Below are 18,821 nucleotides of genomic sequence, written 5' to 3' on the forward strand. Positions count from 1 at the left end.
CGTCGATAAGCTAAATTTTCGACGCCCCCCGGAAACCTCACCGCGCACTACACGTCGAGGAAACGCACATCCTTCGCCTTGCGAGTAATGAAGGAACGGCGCGCCGCAACATCATCACCCATGAGGATGGAGAAGAGCTCATCTGCACGCTGAGCATCCTCCAACTCAACGCGACGCAGCACACGGTGCTCCTTATCCAGCGTGGTCTCCCACAATTCTCCCGGGTTCATTTCACCCAGACCCTTGTAGCGCTGAATGCCATCATCCGTGTTGATCTTGCGGCCCTCAGCCAAGCCGGCCTCCAGCTCCGCGTCACGCTCCGCATCGGAGTACGCGTAACCCGGATCACCCTTCTGCCACTTCAGCTTGTACAACGGCGGGTTAGCCAAATACACGTGACCATCAGCAATGAGCTCCGGCATCAAGCGGTACAGCAGCGTGAGCAGCAGCGTTGCAATGTGCTGGCCATCCACATCCGCATCGGCCATGAGCACGATCTTGTGGTAGCGCAGCTTCGAAATATCAAACTCATCATTGATACCCGTGCCCAGCGCCGTGATGATCGCCTGGACCTCATTGTTATTCAGCACGCGATCAAGACGAGCCTTTTCCACATTCAAAATCTTGCCGCGCAACGGCAAGATCGCCTGATACATCGAGTCACGCCCCTGCTTCGCCGAACCACCAGCGGAGTCACCCTCCACGATGAACAGCTCGGAGACAACCGGGTCCTTCGAACGGCAATCCGCCAGCTTGCCCGGCAGCCCACCCAGATCCGTTGCGGACTTCCGGCGCACAGACTCACGCGCCTTCCGCGCAGCCTCACGCGCCTGGGAAGACGACACAGCCTTCTTGATGATCACCTTGGCCTCAGCCGGGTTCGCATCAAACCAGTCATTCAAGTGTTCATTGACGGAACGCTGCACAAAACCCTTGATCTCTGAGTTGCCCAGCTTCGTCTTCGTCTGGCCCTCAAACTGTGGGTCCGCCACACGCACAGAGATCACTGCGGCGAGACCCTCACGGCAGTCATCGCCCGTCAGATTCGGGTCCTTATCCTTAATCAGCTTGTGCTCACGCGCGTAGCGGTTCATCAACGAGGTCAACGCCGCACGGAAACCCTCCTCGTGCGTACCACCCTCATGCGTATTAATCGTGTTGGCAAAGGTGTGCACCGACTCCTTGAAACCACTGTTCCACTGCATGGCGAGCTCAAGCTCATGCTCCTCGCCCTTTACATCAAACCCAACAATCGACGGGTGAATCGCCGTCTTCGTACGGTTCAAGAAATTGACGTAATCCACCAGGCCATCCGGGTAGAAGTACGTGACCTTCTTCTCACGCTTCTTCTTCGTGGCCGGCGCGACACCAGTCTCATCGTCGCTGTCGTCGGTCTTCTCCGTGTCAGCGTCTCCTGCCGCGTCGTCGAAGGAGTCTCCTTCAAGTGCCTGTGCTGTGTCGCCTTCCTCGGCGATCGCCTCAAGCTCCAGCTCCTCCTCGGAGACACGCTCATCCTTCAGCGTGATAGTCAGGCCCTTGTTCAGGAAGGCCATCTCCTGCAGGCGGCGTGCAATCGTGTCGTAATCAAACTCGACCGTCTCAAAAATCTCGGCATCTGGCCAGAACCGAATCGTCGTACCGGTGCCCCGGGCGTTATCGCCCTCAATGAGCTCATCCGGCACAGCATGCTTGAAATTCTGTATCCAGTGCTTGCCGTCGCGCTTAATATCTGCCTCAACGCGAGTGGACAGAGCATTAACGACGGAAATACCCACACCATGCAGACCACCCGAGACCGCATAAGACTCCGAGTCGAACTTGCCACCAGCGTGCAGCTGTGTCATCACAACCTGCACCGTCGGTGCGCCCGACGGGTGCATCTCCACCGGAATACCACGGCCGTTGTCCACCACCTGGACACCACCATCCGCGAGCAGGGTCACCTCGACCTTGTCCGCGTAACCAGCCATCGCCTCATCGACGGAGTTATCCACGACCTCCCACACCAAGTGGTGCAGGCCGCGCGCACCGGTCGAACCGATGTACATGCCGGGGCGCTTACGCACCGCCTCCAACCCCTCAAGGATGGTGATCGATGACGCGTCATAATGCGGTTGTTGCTCAGCCACTTTCCCGAAACTCTCCTGTCACGGCGTTCATTACGTCTCTAACCCGTGCCATCTTACACCCTTGTGGTTCCCTACAGCCGCAGCGCCAGCGCCAGCGAGAGCGCGTTTCTCGCGCGATTTCTGGGCGCCCCTACCAAAACCCATCCAAATATCTGAACAGGATTCCACTGCTCCAAGCTCAATACCCAAGCACGCCTAAGGGCACCACGTGGACCCCGCTGGGAAGAGTGTAGGCATACTCAGTTCCTGTAATGACGGCCAAAAATGTTGGCTTTCCTATCTTTTCTAAATCAACTCGATCATTTGCAAGTTTCAGCAGATTTTCTTCTGCTTCATGAATCCTGCTTGAACCGAGCTTTACCTCGCAGGCAGCCCACTTTGAATCCTCGGGATATTCAATGATCGCGTCTACTTCTAGGCCTGTGTTGTCGCGGTAGTGATAAACCCTGCCAAACTCAGCACTGGCAAGAGTTCTCAAATCTCTGATCACCATCGACTCGAAGACTTGACCGAAATACTCCGGGTCGCCAGCAAGCCGATCGATCCCGACCCCAAGAGCTGCACACGCAAGACTCGGATCAGCCAAATGAAGTTTTGACGAGGTTCGCAGACGCGATCGCGATCGGAGCGACACACTCCAAGCTGGGAGCTCCTCTAACGCGAAGACCTGGTTCAAAGCATCGATATAGGCAGCGACAGTTTTCGGTTCCACTGAGGTACCTGCTGGAGCGATATCTTTAGCCATATTTTGGAGCGTTGCCTCGCTCGAGATATTTCGAGCGACGGATGACATCAACCTTCGTACGGCATCTGGGTTATGCCTCACGCCTACCGCTGCTTCAAGTTCAGACTCGCAGATATTCTCACAGTAAGAACGGTTGAAAGCTATTGCTTGTCGTGTCCCGATTTCCAGCAGCCCGGGCCATCCTCCACGAACAGCTTGTTCCGCTAAATCCTTGTAACTCAATTCTGAGGTCGCACTAACACTCTCCCCCATCCCCAGTTGGTTTAGAGAAATTGAACCCGAGGAAGCACCGCTTTCAACTAAAGCCATGGGGCGCATACGTAGCCGGGCAATACGCCCTGCACCCGAATGTCGGCTTTCATCCATGGTTGGCGATGATGACCCGGACAAAATGAATTGTCCTCGTTGTTGCCGGTCATCGATCTCATGCCTAACGGCATTCCAGATTGACGGAGCTAATTGCCATTCGTCGATAAGCCGCGGAGTATCGCCTTTCATAATTTCTGAAGGATTCAATTCCGCTAGCTGTACCATGCTCGGAGATTTATCCAGCTGAACATGACTAGCAGCCTTGGCAAGAGCTGTAGATGTTTTTCCGCAGCCGCGAGGTCCCTCAATCAAAACTGCGCCCATGGCCTCTAGAAGCTCGGTGAGAACGGAGTCTATAGCCCGACCTTTATACTGCATAGGACCATCATAACCTGAATCGCAACGTTTTCATGACCTGATTTGCAATTACCCATACGTATCCCGCGGCCCCCGGCCCTTGACGTGCAGGGGTCCGTACCGCCAGTTCTTCGTCTTCGGCGGGTAGATGTGCAGCTTCGTAATCACGCCGGGGCCGATCTTCTCCGCGATCTTGGACAGCACCGTTGACTGCATGTACTTCAGGTTTGTCGCCCAGGCAGTCTGGTCGCAGGAGATAAAAACCTCCCCGTTTTTGATCATGGTCACCTCAGTGTGCTGGGCGATCTTCTCCCCCACCAGCGATTCCCAGTTGCCCATCACCCAGCCATGCGCGATGGATTCCGTCCAGTCCCGCTGCGCAATCTCGTTTTTCACCAGTGCGCCAAAGCCCTTCACCTCGTAGCCACGTCGCAGCGCCCGGCCATCCGCACCCGTCGGTCGGCCAAAAAGTGGCCGGGTTTTTGTCGCCTCCGGTGTGAGATCCAAGCCCGGCACCTTCAGTCCCTCCGGTGCGGTGTTGCCCTTGCCCGTGCTGCGCCGCGGGATCACACCGGCTCCCTGCCGGTTCAGGTTTGGCAATGTGCCTCCGCGACGCTTCGCGGTGGCGCGTAGGTTCTTAAACGTCGAGGCGACCAGGTCTTGTGGTGGGGTCTGCTCCGGTGTCTGCTCTGTCATTGGTCGGCTTCTTTCGCGGTGGCCTCCGCAATGCGGGAAATTCCGTCGACCATCTCCACGGAGTAGCGCGCGGACACATGGTCGTCGAGGTTTTCCGGCAGGTCATCGCCGACGGCTGCGGTAATGAGTACTTGCTCTGCTTCTTCGGCGACAGCGACGAGCCGTTGTCGCCGTTTAGCATCAAGCTCCGCGAAAACATCGTCGAGAATGAGCACCGGCGCCGAACCATCCGCGGACAGCAACGCATACTCCGCGAGGTGGAGTGACAGCGCGTAAGACCAGGTCTCACCGTGGCTGGCGTAGCCCTTCGCAGGCTGCTCGCCGAGCATGAGCACCAAGTCATCGCGGTGCGGGCCCACGAGCGTAGTGCCGCGATCAATCTCATCGCGGCGGCGACGGGACAGTTCCGTAAGAAATGCCGCTTCAAGGATCTCCGCCGTGATCGCCTCCTCCCCGGCCAGTTCCTTCACTGCGCGGTCCAGCGTGGAGGAATAGCTTATCGACGCTGCGCGCGATTCCGGCGCCACCGACGCATACGCCCCATGCACCTGCGGTGCCAGCTCATTAGTCAGCTTCATCCGGCCAGCGACCACCTGGGCGCCCAGGCGTGCCAGCTGCAAGTCCCATGCGTCGAGAGTGCTCAACGCACTGGCACCGGAATCATCGTTGTATCCCCTGCGCAGGGCCATATTGGAATTGCGCAGCAGCGCATTACGCTGCCGCAGTACCTTGTCATAATCCGCCTTTGCCCCACCGAAGCGTGGCGCTCGGATGGCAGCCAGGCCATCCAAAAAGCGGCGTCTTTCTGCTGGCTCCCCCGCCACGAGAGCGAGATCCTCCGGCGCAAACACCACGGTCCGCAACACCCCAAGGATCTCCCGCGGGGACTTCAACCGTGTTCGGTTAATCTGGGCCTGGTTCGCCTCGCGCGGACTGATCAACAGATGCGTTGTCAGCTCGCGGCCCTCATTGACCGTGGTTGCGGAAATTCTGGCATTCGCAGCACCGGCCCGCACGAGCGGCACATTCGAGGACACACGGTGACTAGCCAGCGTGGCGGAGTAAATCACCGATTCCACGATGTTGGTTTTGCCGTGGCCATTCCGCCCCGAAAACACCGTGACTCCCGGCTCGAGCGACAACGACAGCTCAGGCCATGAGCGGAAGTCACGCAGATCGAGTTCGCGGAGATACACAAAAACCCCCGGGGTTTTTTGGTTTTAGCTGCTTACCTGGCGTTTTAGCCCGGCAGACGCACCGGCATGAGCAGGTACGTGAAGTTGGTGGCAGGAGTGTCAAAGCTTCCGTCCGCATTTGCTTCCGGCATCTCCTCCGGTTCCGGGATCATGATTGCTGGGCGGGAAGACTCCGTGAAACCAAAGACCACGCGGTCCGTAGGAATCACCGACAAACCATCACGCAGGTAGCCAGAGTTAAACGCGATCAGCAACTCATCATCGCCAGTGAACGCACACTGTAGGGATTCACTTGCCTCACCGGAATCCGCACCGGATGCGAACAGCGTTACTTCGCCCGGCTTGAAATGCATGCGTAGTTGCGCATTGCGGTCAGCGACCAAGCTCACGCGGCGAATAGCTTCCACCAAGGGGGAGATCTCCACACTTGCCATCGATGTATGCGTCTTCGGTAGCAACGGCTGAATATTCGGGAAATCCGCATCCAGCAAGCGCGTGGTGGTTTCACGGTTAGCGGAGTGCAGGCCAAACAGGCCTTCCCCACCCACGTTCTCACCAGTACCAACAGCGATTTCCACCGGCTCTTCCACATGAGTGTCCAAGGTGCGCGCGTTGTCCAACAACGTCTTCGCTGGGATGAGCAGCTTCGCCTCCACGTCTGGGCTGACTGGCTGCCACTCCAAGGAACGCAGCGCCAAACGGAAACGGTCCGTGGCCGCAAGCTGAACGCGGTTACCGGTGACTTCCATGTGCACACCCGTGAGCATCGGCAACGTGTCATCACGGCCAGCAGCCGATGCAACCTGGGTGATGGCACCAACAAAGGTCGAGGTAGACAGCGTGCCGGTGACTTCCGGGAGAGTGGGCAGCTGCGGGTAATCATCCAGTGGCATAAGTGGCAGCTCAAAGCGCGCGGACCCGCCCTGCAGCAGCAGACGTTTCCCATCGACCACGGAGACCTCAACTGGTTTCGCCGGCATGTTGGACACAATGTCCGCCATGAGTTTGCCGGCCACAGCAACGCGACCAGGCTGATCTACCTCAGCGGCGATGCGCACGCGCGTGGATACCTCGTAGTCAAAACCCGCGAGTTCCAAACCGTTGTCATCTGCAGTGATGACCACTGCGCGCAGCACTGGCTGTGTGTTTTTCGTAGGCAGGTTGCGGGCGACCCACGCGACAGCGTCAGTCAAGTCATCCTTATGCACGCGGAATGACACGTTGATGTCGTCCATGATCGGCTCCTTGATGGTTGGAAGAGGCGGGAGCTCATGAGTGCTCATCGGCATTGGCCCCACATCTGCCCAAGATTACAAGTTCTATAAGAAGTTTTGCGATCCACCCTAGGTCAAGTCCATGAACAAGTTCTAGGCGGAGTCCACCTCAGTGGCCGAAGTTGTCCCCACGCTCTATTTCTCTTGGGATTAATACTAGAAAAAGAACTAGTAAGAACAGTAAGTCCTGTGCACACTGTGGAGATCCCGGTTTCGGTGCACGGTAATCACGTTTTTCGGATGTGAGCCACGGGTGTGGAGAACCTGTGGATAACTCCGTCCTTCTGTGGAATTTAGAACTCGTCGTCCCATTCCTCACAACCCAACTCGACTTATCCACCGACTACTCACAGCCTTGGGCACAACGTGTGGAATCAGGGCTTATGTCGCTGTGACCCTGTGGACAAAGAGAAATGTAACCAATCTCACCTAATTACAAACGTGGAATTACACAGCTGTGAATAACTCTGTGGATAACGCGGCGGGAGGGGTGGCGTGAACGGGCGAGACGTCGAAAAGCAAAAAAGACCGCTCCCACGTGGGGCGGTCTCGGCGTGAATCGGCTTAGTTTGCGCGGACGCGGTTTTTGATGATCTGGGTGAGTTCCTGGATTTCGTCGTAGGTCTCGCGGTTTTCCGTCATTTCCTTACGGATCTTGCGGTTGGCGTACATGACTGTGGTGTGATCCTTGCCGCCGAACTCCTGGCCGATCTTGGGCAAAGAGAGATCCGTGAGCTCACGGCACAGGTACATAGCCAGCTGACGAGCATGCGCAACGGTACGTGTCTTGCCGGAACCGGTGAGGCGATCCATGGAGATCCGGAAGTACTCCGCCGCCACCTCCTTGATAGTGGCGGCAGTGATGGTGATATCGCCTTCATCCGGAAGAATGTCGCGCAGAGCGACTTGGGCGACGTCAAGCGTGATCGGCTCATTAATCAAAGAGGAATATGCCGACACCCTGATCAATGCGCCCTCAAGCTCACGGATCGAGGACTCAAACTGGGACGCGATCAGTGTGAGCACATCATCACTCACCCGCGTGCCATCCGCAGAGGCCTTTTTCATCAAAATAGCAATGCGCGTTTCCAAATCTGGCGGCTGAATATCCGTAATCAACCCGCCCTCAAAGCGCGTACGCAGACGATCTTCCAGCGTGGTCAGCTGGCGTGGCGGCCGGTCCGAGGACAAGATGATCTGCTTATTCGCCTGGTGCAACGCGTTGAAGGTGTGGAAGAACTCCTCCTGCGTACCTTCCTTACCTTCCAAGAACTGGATGTCATCCACCATGAGGATGTCCAAGTCACGGTAACGGCGTTTGAAAGATTCCTGCCGGTCATCGCGCACTGAGTTGATGTAGTCATTGGTGAACTCCTCCGAAGACACATACCTAATGCGCAGGTTCGGCTGTAGCACTCGGGCGTAGTTCCCAGCGGCGTGGAGCAGGTGGGTTTTGCCCAGGCCGGAACCACCCCAAATAAACAAAGGGTTGTATGCACGGGCGGGGTTCTCCGCCACGGCGACTGCCGCGCCGTTGGCAAAACGGTTGGAGGAACCAATAACAAAATTCTCAAACGTGTACTTCGGGTTCAGCGAGGTCTCACGGTTTGGATCCACCGCGGGCTTTTCACGCGGTATACGTTGTGGCGCCGGAACAATCGGGTGCGCTGACTGCTGCCGCGAGGACTCCTCGACCAGGTTTTCTTGTTGCTGGGAGTGGATTCGAGCGAGCTCATCAAGCCCCATGGGCAGCTGCTCACCGACGAGTGGTGTGGCCGGTGGTGCTGGTTCCGTGGCTGTGACTTCTTCCTCCGCGGACTGCGAGTAAGTGGAGTACCACTGGTGTGCGGGTTGGCTGGGGGCCGGCGTTGGAGCTGGTGCCTGTTGCTGAGGTTCGGGTGCCTGTTCGTGGACGGGTTCATGGGCGGAAATCGTTACCGCCAGAGTGCACGGCATGCCCATGTGCTGGCTGAGCAGGTCGCTGATGTGAGGGGCAAGGCGCGTTTCCACGATGTTTTTGGCTGCTTCATGCGGGGCGGACAAAATGCAGTATCCCTCCCCCATCACGACCGGGCGGCACAGCTGCAGGTAGGCGCGGTCACCGGGGGTGAAAGTAGGAACGCTCGAATTTGGGCGCTCCGAAAGAAGCAGGAGTTCGACAACGATCTCGTGCCACAGGGCATCAAGCCCCTGCTGTTCGTTTGCCATGCCTCTCCTACTACGTTTCTTGCTACGTTCAACTGGTTCCCATTGGTTTCTCAGGAATCCGGTCCCGCGGTTGTCCACGGGACTATCCACATCTTCGGCGGGATGTAATTCCCGCTGTTACCTTGTAGTCCACAACTTTATCCACAGGTGTGAAATTTTGGGTTGCGGAGTTTATCCACAAGATAAGCGTCTGGCTGTGGAAAAACAATTAACATTCAAAAACCTGTTGTGACCAGCTTGTTTAAGTAAACAGGCTCATAAACCTTAAGAAGAAGTTGAGGTTTATCCACAACAGGGATGGGTGATTCCTTATGAAGTTGTGGTGATAGAAACTTTCTACTCCGGAAACGGTCTGGCTGTCTAGAAAATCGTATTTTCCGCGTCACGTTTTCAAGGTGTCGGGGGGTCGCGGAAACGCGGATCGAGTCGTGGCAGTGGGATTGTTGACAGGCCCCTCGCAGGTTGCCTCGGCGTGTCGCTCGTGACCTGCGGAAAACCACACTCTTGTAATTTCGGGGGTAGTGCCACCAATGGCTGGCCATCACCGCGCGTCGATTTGTCAGCTGGGCCAACGCTGCCGTATTCTGTCGGGGTCTGTCACACCTGTCACAGGGTGTGCGTGCGAGCGTTATCTGCGCCGAGCACCGGGCCGCCGCCCACAATGACCCCCAGCCAGCGGGGTGGATAGGCAGCGAGTCAGCTTGGATAGCGCACGCCACCGGCCCGAGTGCCACCTAGAGCAATCTCACCGAAAATGTTTTCCGGCTGCCTTAACCCCGGAAGGCGCGTGCACCACAGCACCAATGATGTGCAGTGGAGTACCGCCGCAGGCAGCCACGACGTCAAGGAGTCACCGTGCCTAAGCGGACTTTCCAGCCTAATAACCGTCGTCGTGCCCGCAAGCACGGCTTCCGTACCCGTATGAGCACCCGCGCCGGCCGCGCTATTGTTTCCGCGCGCCGCAAGAAGGGCCGCAAGAGCCTGACCGCGTAAGTGCTTTGTAGTGCTACCACGCCCCCATAAACTCACATCCTCGGCGGATTTCCGCCGTGCGATGCGCAACGGTGGGCGTGCTGGCACCCGCACCGTGGTGGTGCACTACTACACCCGAACCGAGCCCATCATCACCGGTGGCCCACGGTTCGGGTTAGTTGTGTCTAAGCAGGTGGGTAATGCTGTCGCCCGTCACCGGGTGAGTAGGCAGTTGAGGCATGTGTGCCTGGGACTCGTCGATAAGCTTCCGCGTGAAACCGACGTTGTCCTGCGCGCACTGCCAGCGAGCGCGGGCGCCTCAAGTAAGGATCTGCGCAACGATATTGGCAACGCCCTGAAACGAGCAGCAGCGAAACACAACCATGAGTAACGCTAACCCCGCCCAACGCGCCATCCTGGCACTCGTGCACCTTTACCAAAAATATCTTTCACCCCTTAAAATGGGACCAACATGTCGCTTCGAGCCCACATGTAGCGCCTACGCTGTCACAGCTGTGTCACAGCACGGCGCATGGAAAGGTAGTTGGCTCACCGCCGCCCGCCTCTGCAAATGTGGGCCTTGGCATCCCGGCGGATACGACCCCGTACCACAAGTCAGGAGTTAGACCCCAGTGCTGAACTTCATCTACTGGCCGATCTCTGCCATCCTCTGGTTTTGGCACAAGGTCTTCGGCTACATCTTCTCCCCCGATTCGGGTGCCTCCTGGATCCTGGCCATCATCTTCCTCACGTTCACTATCCGCGTGTTCCTGGTGAAGCCGATGGTCAACCAGCTTCGCGCCGGCCGGAAGATGCAGGAGCTGCAGCCCCAGCTGGCTGAACTGCGTGCCAAGTACGGCAAGGACCAGGCCAAGATGGCCGCGGAGACCCAGAAGCTGTACAAAGAAGCCAACATGAACCCGCTGGCCAGCTGCATCGCGCCGCTGGCGCAGCTGCCGGTGTTCATTGGTCTGTTCCACGTGCTGCGCTCCTTTAACCGCACCGGTACTGGTGCTGGTGGTCTGGGCTTGAGCATTGAGCAGAACCGCAACACAGCGAATTACATCTTCTCCCCCGAAGACGTGCAGTCCTTCCTGGATGCCCGTGTGTTCGGTGTGCCGTTGTCCTCCTACATCTCCATGCCACAGGAGCAGTACGCGGCGTTCGCCCCCGTGGACTTCACCAAAACCAACATCATCATGGTGGCTGTGCCGCTGATTTTGATCAGCGTGGTGATGACGCACTTCAACACCCGCCTATCCATGAAGCGCCAGCGCGAGCGCATGGCTAAGCGCAAGGCCGATGAGGCAGCAAAGGGCAAAAAGCCAGCCAACAATGGTCCGATGTCTGCGGAGATGATGGAAACGCAGATGAAGACCATGAACGGCATGACGCTGTGGTTCGTCCCGGCAACCCTGCTGTTCACCGGTGTTTTCTGGCACATTGGTCTGCTGACCTACATGGTGACCAACAACGTGTGGACCTTCATCCAGTCCATGATCGTCTTTGACAAGATGGACCGCGAAGAAGCCGCTGAGGAAGAGGCCCGCCGCGAAGCAAAGCGTGCATCCGCACCCCAGCCGGGTGCCCGCAAGGTGGATAACCGCTCTAAAAAGCAGCGTCAAGCCGACGCTCAGAAGCGGAAGTAACCCTTATGCTGGACAACCTTTCCCAATGCGAGCCCGCCCCCGCCGCGGCCACCGCTGTCTTCGGTGACAGGTTGGAACTCGCCCAGGCCTACCACGATTCCCTGGCCACCACGGCTGCGGAACGTGGATTTATCGGCCCGAAAGAGGTTTCCCGCCTGTGGAGCCGCCACATTCTCAACTGCGGCGTCATCTCCGAAGCGTTCCGTGAGGGTGCGTCCGTCGCTGACATAGGCTCCGGTGCTGGCCTGCCTGGCATTCCGCTGGCCATCGCGCGCCCGGACCTTTCTGTCACGCTCATTGAGCCACTGCTTAAACGCTCCACCTACCTCAGTGAGGTCAAAGCAGAACTCAGCCTGGACAACGTCACCGTTATTCGCGGGCGTGCGGAAGAGCAAAAGAGGTTGCTTTTCGACGTTGTGACATCCCGCGCCGTCGCTCCCCTTGGTAAACTCGCCGTCTGGTCGCTGCCGCTCGTGCGGCCGGGTGGGGCGATGGTGGCGATGAAGGGGGCGTCCGTAAGCGAGGAGCTTGAACGCGACGCGAAAGTCATTGCGAAAGCCGGCGGCGTGGATGCTGAAATTTTTGCGGTTGGTGCGGATGTACTGGAACAACCCACCACCCTGATCCGCATAACTCGGGTGGGCTAAACGGATGTCGCCGGCATTTATTAGAGTCTGTGTGTAACAGTTTATTTATTCAACGGGAGGCCACGTGGACGATCAGCAGTGGGATGACACACCTATCGCCGTCGCCGCCCGCCGCGCCGCGTACATGAACACGGGTAAAGAGACAGTGCCCAAACCTGAAAAGCCCCGCGTGATCACCGTGGCTAACCAAAAAGGCGGGGTAGGAAAAACCACCACCTCCGTTAATCTGGCAGCGTCTTTGGCCAAGCTCGGGTGCAAGGTGCTGGTGATCGACCTTGACCCCCAAGGCAACGCCTCCACAGCACTTGGTGCGGCGCACCGCGATGGAGAAACCTCGTCCTACGAGATCCTCATTGGTTCCGCCACCGCGGAGGAAGCCCTCCAACAATCCGGCCCCAACCTGTATTGCATTCCTGCCACCATCGACCTAGCCGGCGCGGAGATTGAGCTGGTCAGTCTGGTGCGCCGCGAGTATCGCCTGGCCGATGCGCTGGGTCGTGGGTTTCTGGAAGAACACGAATTCGACTACGTCTTCGTGGACTGCCCACCATCTCTCGGTCTGCTGACCATCAACGCGATGAACGCCGTTGATGAGGTCCTGATTCCCATCCAGTGCGAGTACTATGCCCTGGAAGGCGTGGGCCAACTCCTGAACAACATCAGCATGATCCGGCAGGCCCTCAACCCGAACCTGCACATTTCCGCAGTGCTCCTGACCATGTATGACGGTCGCACCAAACTCTCCGAACAAGTCGTCGACGAAGTCCGCGGCCAATTCGGCGACGTGGTGCTCCGCAATGCTATTCCACGCTCCATTAAAGTGTCCGAAGCCCCAGGTTTCGGCCAAACCGTCATCGACTATGACCCTGGCTCCACCGGCGCCATGGCTTACTTCGACGCAGCCAAAGAACTAGCAACCCGTGGCGACTACCAGCCGCACCCAACAACAGGACCCATCGGCGTGAGCCCCGAGATCGCCGCCCAACTTGGTCAGGAGGACAACTAACATGGCGCAACAGCGAAAAGGCGGACTAGGCCGCGGGCTTGCCGCCCTCATCCCGTCCAACCCGGACCAACCCCAGAAAACTGGCCCGCTGGGTGACAGCGCAGCCGACGTCATCATCGGCGGGTCCAAAGGGGCGCGTGAAGCCGCTGACTCCTCCGGTTCTTCGGCAGCGAAATCGAAGAAGGTAAAGGGCGCTCCTAACATCCCAGGCGCACCGGTTATCGGTGGATCCGCTGATGGTTCTGGTGCCGGGACTGTTCCTGCAGCGATGGTGAGTGCGGATTCTTTCGGTGCCACCTACCAGGAGATTCCCATCGGGGATATCTTCCCCAACGCGAAGCAGCCACGCACTGATTTTGATGAGGATGAACTGGCCGAACTGGTCCATTCCGTCAAGGAATTCGGTCTGCTGCAGCCCATTGTCGTCCGCCCCGCCAAGGACGGCTACGAGCTCATCATGGGTGAACGCCGTTGGCGTGCCTCTGCCAAGGCAGGCCTGAAGCGTATCCCTGCGATCGTGCGTGACACCTCCGATGAGGACATGCTGCGTGACGCACTCCTGGAGAACATCCACCGTGTGCAGCTCAACCCCCTTGAAGAAGGCGCTGCCTACCAGCAGCTGCTTGAGGAGTTCGGCGTCACCCAAGAGCAACTCGCTGACCGTCTTGGACGGTCGCGCCCGACCATCACGAACACGATTCGTTTGCTCAACCTGCCTGTCCCCGTGCAGCGCCGCGTGGCCGCGGGTGTGTTGAGCGCCGGCCACGCCCGTGCGCTGCTAGCTGTCAAGGTGGGTGCTGAGGCACAAGAGCAGCTGGCTGATCGGATTGTGGCCGAGGGCTTGAGTGTTCGCGCCACCGAGGAAGCCGTGACCCTGCTTAACCGCTCAGGCGCGCTGCCGGAGAAACCTAAGCGCCAGCCCACCCCGCAGCCGGAATTCCTCACCCAGGCCGCTGACCGGCTTGCTGATGAATGGGACACCAAAGTCTCTGTCACCATGGGTAAGCGCAAAGGCAAGATCGTCGTGGAGTTCGGTGACCGCGAGGACTTTGAGCGCATCTTGGCCCTGATTGAGAGCCGGGATTAAACGGGACTGGTGAAGGATTTAACACCACTGCTGAGTTCCAAGTAGACCAAAACCCCCTGACGAGGGGGTTTTAAAATTGGATGTTCGGCGGGGTGTTAAATCCTTCACCGAATGCGTTAGCCTTGCTCCTCTTGCAGGAGCTCCTTGAAGGAGTATGTGCCCGTCGGCTGGGTATCTTCATCCAACAGGTAGAGGCGCTTCACGGCGACAACGATCGCTTCGGCGATCGCGTCTCGCTGAGTCGGGTCCGTGACAATGGACACGTCACGCGGGTTAGTCAGATACCCCAACACCACCTCAACGGATGGCATCTCCGTCATGCGGAGCAGCTCCCACGTCCGGCCGTGGGTGTAGCAGTTACCCAGGTCTGTGCGCGCAACAATCTCACGCTGGATGAAACCCGAAAGGGTTTCCCCAGTCATTGAGGAGGCACCCTGCTCCGAACCGAAGTAGAACGTGGCCACACCGTTGGCCTTGTCATTGTGGTAGCGGTCCAGCTGCAAAGAGATAAGCAAATCCGCATCAAACCCATTCGCCATATCGGCGCGGGCCTTCGGCGAGGGGTGATCACCGCGGGGACGCGACATGATCGTCTCCATCCCGGCGGCAATCATGCGGGATTCCACACGGGAAGCCAAATCCCACAAGATCTCCTCTTCGGAGATCCGCCCATGACGTCCCGTGACATCCATGGGATTAGACACGTCAATATTCGGGTCGATCACTACGCGCTTACCCGTCAGACGCGGACCGGCCCTGCGGACCACCTCGCGCTCACGGATCGCCTGCGTGGAACCACCAGTGATCCGTCGGCCAAGCAGACTCAGGGCGTGAAGCGTTTCCGGCCCACACATCCCGTCATCCTGGATGCCGTAATTCAGCTGGTAATTCGACAACGCCTCATGCGTATCTGGGCCAAAGTGCCCATCAATACGCCCCGAATAAAAGCCCAATTCCTGCAGCTGCTTCTGCAACTGGCTCACATCATCGCCCACCATGATCTGGTTTGGCTCATAGCTCAGCACACGCGCACCAAGCGTGTATGAGGCCTGACGCAGCTCACGCAACGTCAAATCATCAATCTCACCGGAGGGCAAAATCCCGCGCGACTGTTGGAAGGCTTTCAGGGTGTTCGCCAAAGCATCGTCGAAAAGCATTTCTTCCGGCGAAAATTTACGGCGACTCCACTCCCCCACGTCCCCCTCAAAACCAGTGAGCAGGCCGAGCCGCGCAAGCGTCGAGCGGACCTCAGCGACGCGCGGGCTCAAATCCCCCACCCCAAGACGTCCTATCACTACTCACCTTTCTTCACGGACTTGTACCGCAATAATCTTACTGACCATGCGGAATTAACCGACGATGGTCTGCCCCAATCTAAATATGCGCCTCAAGGCGAGCAATAATGTCTTCCTTCGGCTCTACGCCAACAAAGTTTTCCACCACTTCCCCACCCTTGAAAATAAGCAGATTCGGGATCGACATTACCTGGTAAGTCGCAGCGAGTATGCGTTCCTGGTCCACGTTGACCTTCACCACCTTCGCGCGACCCGCCAGCTCCTCAGCCACATCCTCAAGAGCCGGTGCCAACCTGTGGCACGGCCCGCACCAGTCAGCCCAAAAATCCACGAGAACCGGCACATCGGAATCAATGACTTCCTGCTTGAACGTGACCTGGTTCGCTTCGATAGAACCCGACATTGAGTGCTCCTTATTAATAGTGGTTCAGCTTGACGTTAAAACTAGCGGTTTTAAAGCGACTCCAAGTAGTGCTCCGCATCAATGGCTGCCCGGCAACCAGAGCCCGCCGCGGTAATTGCCTGGCGGTAATAGTTATCTACCAGATCACCAGCAGCGAAGACACCCGAGATGGAGGTCTTGGTGCTCGGGTGCTCCACGGTGACATAGCCTTCCGCATCCGTGGCTACCTGGCCCTCCAGGAAACTCGAGCGCGGATCGTGGCCGATAGCCACGAACATAGCGGTGGCGTCCAACTCAGATTCCTCCCCCGTCACAGTGTTCTTTAGACGCAGACCGGCAACCTTGCCACCGTCTTCGAGGACTTCCTCCACAACCGTGTTGGTAAGGATCTCAATCTTCTCATTCGCCCGCGCACGGTCCAGCATGATCTGGGAGGCACGGAACTCCTCACGGCGGTGAATGAGCGTGATCTTTGAACCAAAACGGCTGAGGAAGGTGGCTTCCTCCATCGCGGAATCCCCACCGCCAACAACGGCAATGTGCTGGTCCTTGAAGAAGAAGCCGTCACAGGTCGCGCACGTAGACACACCGCGACCAGTCAGCTGCTGCTCACCCGGAATACCCAAGTGGCGCGGGGCCGCACCGGTGGCCAGGATGACAGAACGGGCAGTGAAGACCTCATCCCCCACGTGCACCTTCTTAACTGCGCCCTCTAGCTCCACGCTATCCACCATCTCCGCGCGCAGATCCGCGCCGAAACGCTCCGCCTGCGCACGCATCTCCATCATGAGATCCGGGCCCATAATGCCCTTCTCAAAACCGGGGTAATTTTCCACCTCAGTGGTGTTCATCAACTCACCACCGAACTCAAAACCTTCAAACACCAGTGGCTTCAGGTTTGCGCGCGCGGTGTACAACGCCGCCGTGTAGCCAGCGGGGCCGGAGCCAATAACGATGACATCGTGGGTGTCTTCCTCTCCTTCTCCGAACGGAGAAGAAGAGGTCGGAGTGGAAGTAGACATGGAGTTCGGTACGGTCATGCGTGCCAGTCTAACGTGCCACCTCGTCCGCGAAGTAGTCCACGATCATCTCGCGTGCCCTATGGCGCCGGGACTTCACGGTGCCCGGTGCCACGCCAAGTTCGCGGGCGGCGGTGTTGACGGTGAGCCCCTGGACGTCGATAAGCATGAGTGCCCTGCGGTGCGCAGACGGCATCTTCGCCAGGATCTGCCGCAGCGCCATAATCCGATCAAAATTTTGGAATGGCGCATACGCAGCCGCATTGATCATGGCGGGCACCATCGTGTCTTCATCATCCAGGCTCAGGTGGCGGCGCTTGTTCTCAGCCCGTTTTGCGTGGTCATGGCCCGCGTTGACCACCAGGCGGTAGAGCCATGTGGCCAGGGCGGCCTCCGAGCGGAAGGTGTGCATGTTCAGTGAGGCTTTCAGCAGCGCTTCCTGCACAATATCCTGCGCATCGTGGTGGTTGCGTGCATTTCTGCGGGCCACCGCAATCAGCCGCGGAGTATGCCTATCGACGATCGCCTCAAACGCCCGCACATCCCCCTTCAAATATTCCGCCGCCAACGCCTCATCCGACCAGGCACGCTGCGCTTTTCTGCGCTGTAGCTTGTTCATGGTTGCCCCCAAACAATCCCAAATCCCCGAATATTTGTCTTCATTGTGGCATGCGAAGCGACGTTATGCCACCAAAAAGTGTCCACTTAAGTGGACACTGCGAAAAAGGTGAAAAACCCGCCGACTTTTAACGCGGGCGTGTACCCACAATGGTGACTTCCCGGATCACAGCGGGCGCGCCATTCCAGGTGGGATTGTCAGCAGGGGCACTAATTGCAATGATGATGCCTTCGAGTTCGGCCAGCTCCGGCTGCTGCGGAACCTTGATGGAAAAGCGCTTGTCCGTCAGTGTTCCTGTGGAGATGACGGGAAGATCAGTGTCAGAGCTTCCTGTGGCCTCAGTGTTCGTGTTCTCGTGCGGAAGGGCGTAGATGGTGTAATCGAGCCCGCCGGTTTTGCTGTTGAGGATGATACTGCGCGCGGTGAAGTTGGTGTTTCCAGCGCGCTCCTGCGGGGTGAGCACAATCCGGTCACCGGGTGACACTGTTGCTGTGGTAGCGGTATCCCCATCCGCCAATGCTGCAAAAGCAGGGTCGGGGGTGACAGAAGAAATGATTACCGCGGGCTGTGCTGAATCGGTGGAATCATTTTCAACCTTTTCCACAGAGTCCTTCGTCACCGGCGCATCGGGATTCTTACTGAACTGGCTGATCACAAAGACGCTCAATGCAGCAACGGCGACCACAGCCATGATGGCCGCTGAAACCAGTGCGGTTGTGCCCACGGTGCCCATACCACGTGCACCAAAACCAGCAACGAGTGCCGGCTGCGGTGCAATTTCCGGGGCGGGCTGGGGCGCCCCCAGCGTGGCGTCCGGCCGGGTTGCTGCCATCAGTAAGTCTTGTGCAGATTCCCAGGCAGCATCATCTGCCTCAATGCTCGCGGTGGCCAGCACCGTGGGGAAAGCGAGGACAACAATGCCATCCTCCGTCACGCGCATGCGGTTACGGTTATCCAGACCCAGCGCCAGCCCATGCTCGTGGGCGAACTGGATGGACTTGCTCAGTGGCACCGTTGCGGCGTGGACTGCCTCCTCGACTAGTGGCGTGGTGGACTCGGCGACGGCCTGCAGGGAGGAACCTGAAATCCAGTCGGCTATAACAAGGCAGCCAGTGCGGTAGGAAATAACATCCAGAATCGGGGCGACCGCGGGCAGGTGCAGCTTTGCGATCGCCCGGGTGCGGTGGGCCACCCCGGCGGCGTCAAGCGC

Annotated in this window: 18 protein-coding genes; 7 read left to right on the forward strand and 11 right to left on the reverse strand. The window is 58.2% G+C overall.

Annotation, left to right across the window (positions count from 1 at the left end; genetic code table 11):
- Positions 1-47 precede the first annotated feature (47 nt).
- The 6 genes from gyrB to dnaA form a co-directional block, all read right to left on the reverse strand.
- Positions 48-2,129 carry a DNA topoisomerase (ATP-hydrolyzing) subunit B gene (gene gyrB / locus F4V54_RS04180; protein ID WP_150386352.1) on the reverse strand — a complete coding sequence of 694 codons (2,082 nt, stop codon included), beginning with the start codon at positions 2,127-2,129 and terminating at the stop codon, positions 48-50.
- Between the two features lie 178 nt (positions 2,130-2,307).
- Positions 2,308-3,561 carry an ATP-binding protein gene (locus tag F4V54_RS04185; protein ID WP_150386353.1) on the reverse strand — a complete coding sequence of 418 codons (1,254 nt, stop codon included), beginning with the start codon at positions 3,559-3,561 and terminating at the stop codon, positions 2,308-2,310.
- 48 nt (positions 3,562-3,609) lie between these two features.
- Entirely contained in the window at positions 3,610-4,236 is a 627-nt protein-coding gene (locus tag F4V54_RS04190) for a DciA family protein (RefSeq protein WP_034665065.1), read from the reverse strand.
- Positions 4,233-5,432 carry a DNA replication/repair protein RecF gene (recF, locus tag F4V54_RS04195; RefSeq protein ID WP_150386354.1) on the reverse strand — a complete coding sequence of 400 codons (1,200 nt, stop codon included), beginning with the start codon at positions 5,430-5,432 and terminating at the stop codon, positions 4,233-4,235. The genes F4V54_RS04190 and recF overlap by 4 nt, the downstream gene beginning before the upstream one ends.
- Positions 5,433-5,476: 44 nt before the next feature.
- Positions 5,477-6,667: a DNA polymerase III subunit beta gene (gene dnaN, locus F4V54_RS04200; RefSeq protein WP_034665087.1), complete on the reverse strand. Its 1,191-nt coding sequence runs from the start codon at positions 6,665-6,667 to the stop codon at positions 5,477-5,479.
- 603 nt (positions 6,668-7,270) lie between these two features.
- On the reverse strand, positions 7,271-8,914 hold the full coding sequence (gene dnaA / locus F4V54_RS04205; RefSeq protein ID WP_150386355.1) for a chromosomal replication initiator protein DnaA: 1,644 nt from the start codon (positions 8,912-8,914) through the stop codon (positions 7,271-7,273).
- A gap of 855 nt (positions 8,915-9,769) precedes the next feature.
- Here dnaA and rpmH point away from each other — a divergent pair.
- The 7 genes from rpmH to F4V54_RS04240 all read left to right on the forward strand — a co-directional run bounded on the left by rpmH (position 9,770) and on the right by F4V54_RS04240 (position 14,275).
- Complete coding sequence (gene rpmH, locus F4V54_RS04210) at positions 9,770-9,907, forward strand: 50S ribosomal protein L34 (protein WP_084576676.1); 138 nt, start codon at positions 9,770-9,772, stop codon at positions 9,905-9,907.
- Positions 9,908-9,917: 10 nt separating this feature from the next.
- Positions 9,918-10,277: a ribonuclease P protein component gene (gene rnpA, locus F4V54_RS04215; protein ID WP_150386356.1), complete on the forward strand. Its 360-nt coding sequence runs from the start codon at positions 9,918-9,920 to the stop codon at positions 10,275-10,277.
- Positions 10,270-10,512 (forward strand): membrane protein insertion efficiency factor YidD, encoded by a 243-nt coding sequence (gene yidD, locus F4V54_RS04220; RefSeq protein ID WP_084576678.1) that lies wholly within the window; start codon positions 10,270-10,272, stop codon positions 10,510-10,512. The genes rnpA and yidD overlap by 8 nt, the downstream gene beginning before the upstream one ends.
- Before the next feature lie 6 nt (positions 10,513-10,518).
- Positions 10,519-11,535 carry a membrane protein insertase YidC gene (gene yidC, locus F4V54_RS04225; RefSeq protein ID WP_150386357.1) on the forward strand — a complete coding sequence of 339 codons (1,017 nt, stop codon included), beginning with the start codon at positions 10,519-10,521 and terminating at the stop codon, positions 11,533-11,535.
- A 5-nt stretch (positions 11,536-11,540) separates the two neighbouring features.
- Positions 11,541-12,182 carry a 16S rRNA (guanine(527)-N(7))-methyltransferase RsmG gene (gene rsmG, locus F4V54_RS04230; protein ID WP_150386358.1) on the forward strand — a complete coding sequence of 214 codons (642 nt, stop codon included), beginning with the start codon at positions 11,541-11,543 and terminating at the stop codon, positions 12,180-12,182.
- A 64-nt stretch (positions 12,183-12,246) separates the two neighbouring features.
- Positions 12,247-13,188: a ParA family protein gene (locus F4V54_RS04235; RefSeq protein WP_102723613.1), complete on the forward strand. Its 942-nt coding sequence runs from the start codon at positions 12,247-12,249 to the stop codon at positions 13,186-13,188.
- A gap of 1 nt (position 13,189) precedes the next feature.
- Positions 13,190-14,275: a ParB/RepB/Spo0J family partition protein gene (locus F4V54_RS04240; RefSeq protein ID WP_102723612.1), complete on the forward strand. Its 1,086-nt coding sequence runs from the start codon at positions 13,190-13,192 to the stop codon at positions 14,273-14,275.
- Positions 14,276-14,391: 116 nt separating this feature from the next.
- On the opposite strand, the gene F4V54_RS04245 is transcribed toward F4V54_RS04240, so the two are convergent.
- The 5 genes from F4V54_RS04245 to F4V54_RS11425 all read right to left on the reverse strand — a co-directional run.
- Entirely contained in the window at positions 14,392-15,570 is a 1,179-nt protein-coding gene (locus tag F4V54_RS04245) for an N-acetylmuramoyl-L-alanine amidase (RefSeq protein WP_373277172.1), read from the reverse strand.
- Between the two features lie 79 nt (positions 15,571-15,649).
- The gene (gene trxA / locus F4V54_RS04250; RefSeq protein WP_034663896.1) at positions 15,650-15,973 is read right to left on the reverse strand and encodes a thioredoxin; all 324 of its coding nucleotides are present in this window, start codon (positions 15,971-15,973) and stop codon (positions 15,650-15,652) included.
- A 50-nt stretch (positions 15,974-16,023) separates the two neighbouring features.
- Complete coding sequence (gene trxB, locus F4V54_RS04255; protein WP_052092797.1) at positions 16,024-16,995, reverse strand: thioredoxin-disulfide reductase; 972 nt, start codon at positions 16,993-16,995, stop codon at positions 16,024-16,026.
- A gap of 28 nt (positions 16,996-17,023) precedes the next feature.
- Complete coding sequence (locus tag F4V54_RS04260) at positions 17,024-17,611, reverse strand: RNA polymerase sigma factor (RefSeq protein ID WP_102723610.1); 588 nt, start codon at positions 17,609-17,611, stop codon at positions 17,024-17,026.
- Positions 17,612-17,738: 127 nt separating this feature from the next.
- On the reverse strand, positions 17,739-18,821 hold a 1,083-nt coding region (locus tag F4V54_RS11425), incomplete at its 5' end, for a protein kinase family protein (protein ID WP_487246614.1).

The organism is Corynebacterium tuscaniense, from assembly GCF_008693065.1.
Classification (GTDB): Bacteria; Actinomycetota; Actinomycetes; order Mycobacteriales; family Mycobacteriaceae; genus Corynebacterium; species Corynebacterium tuscaniense.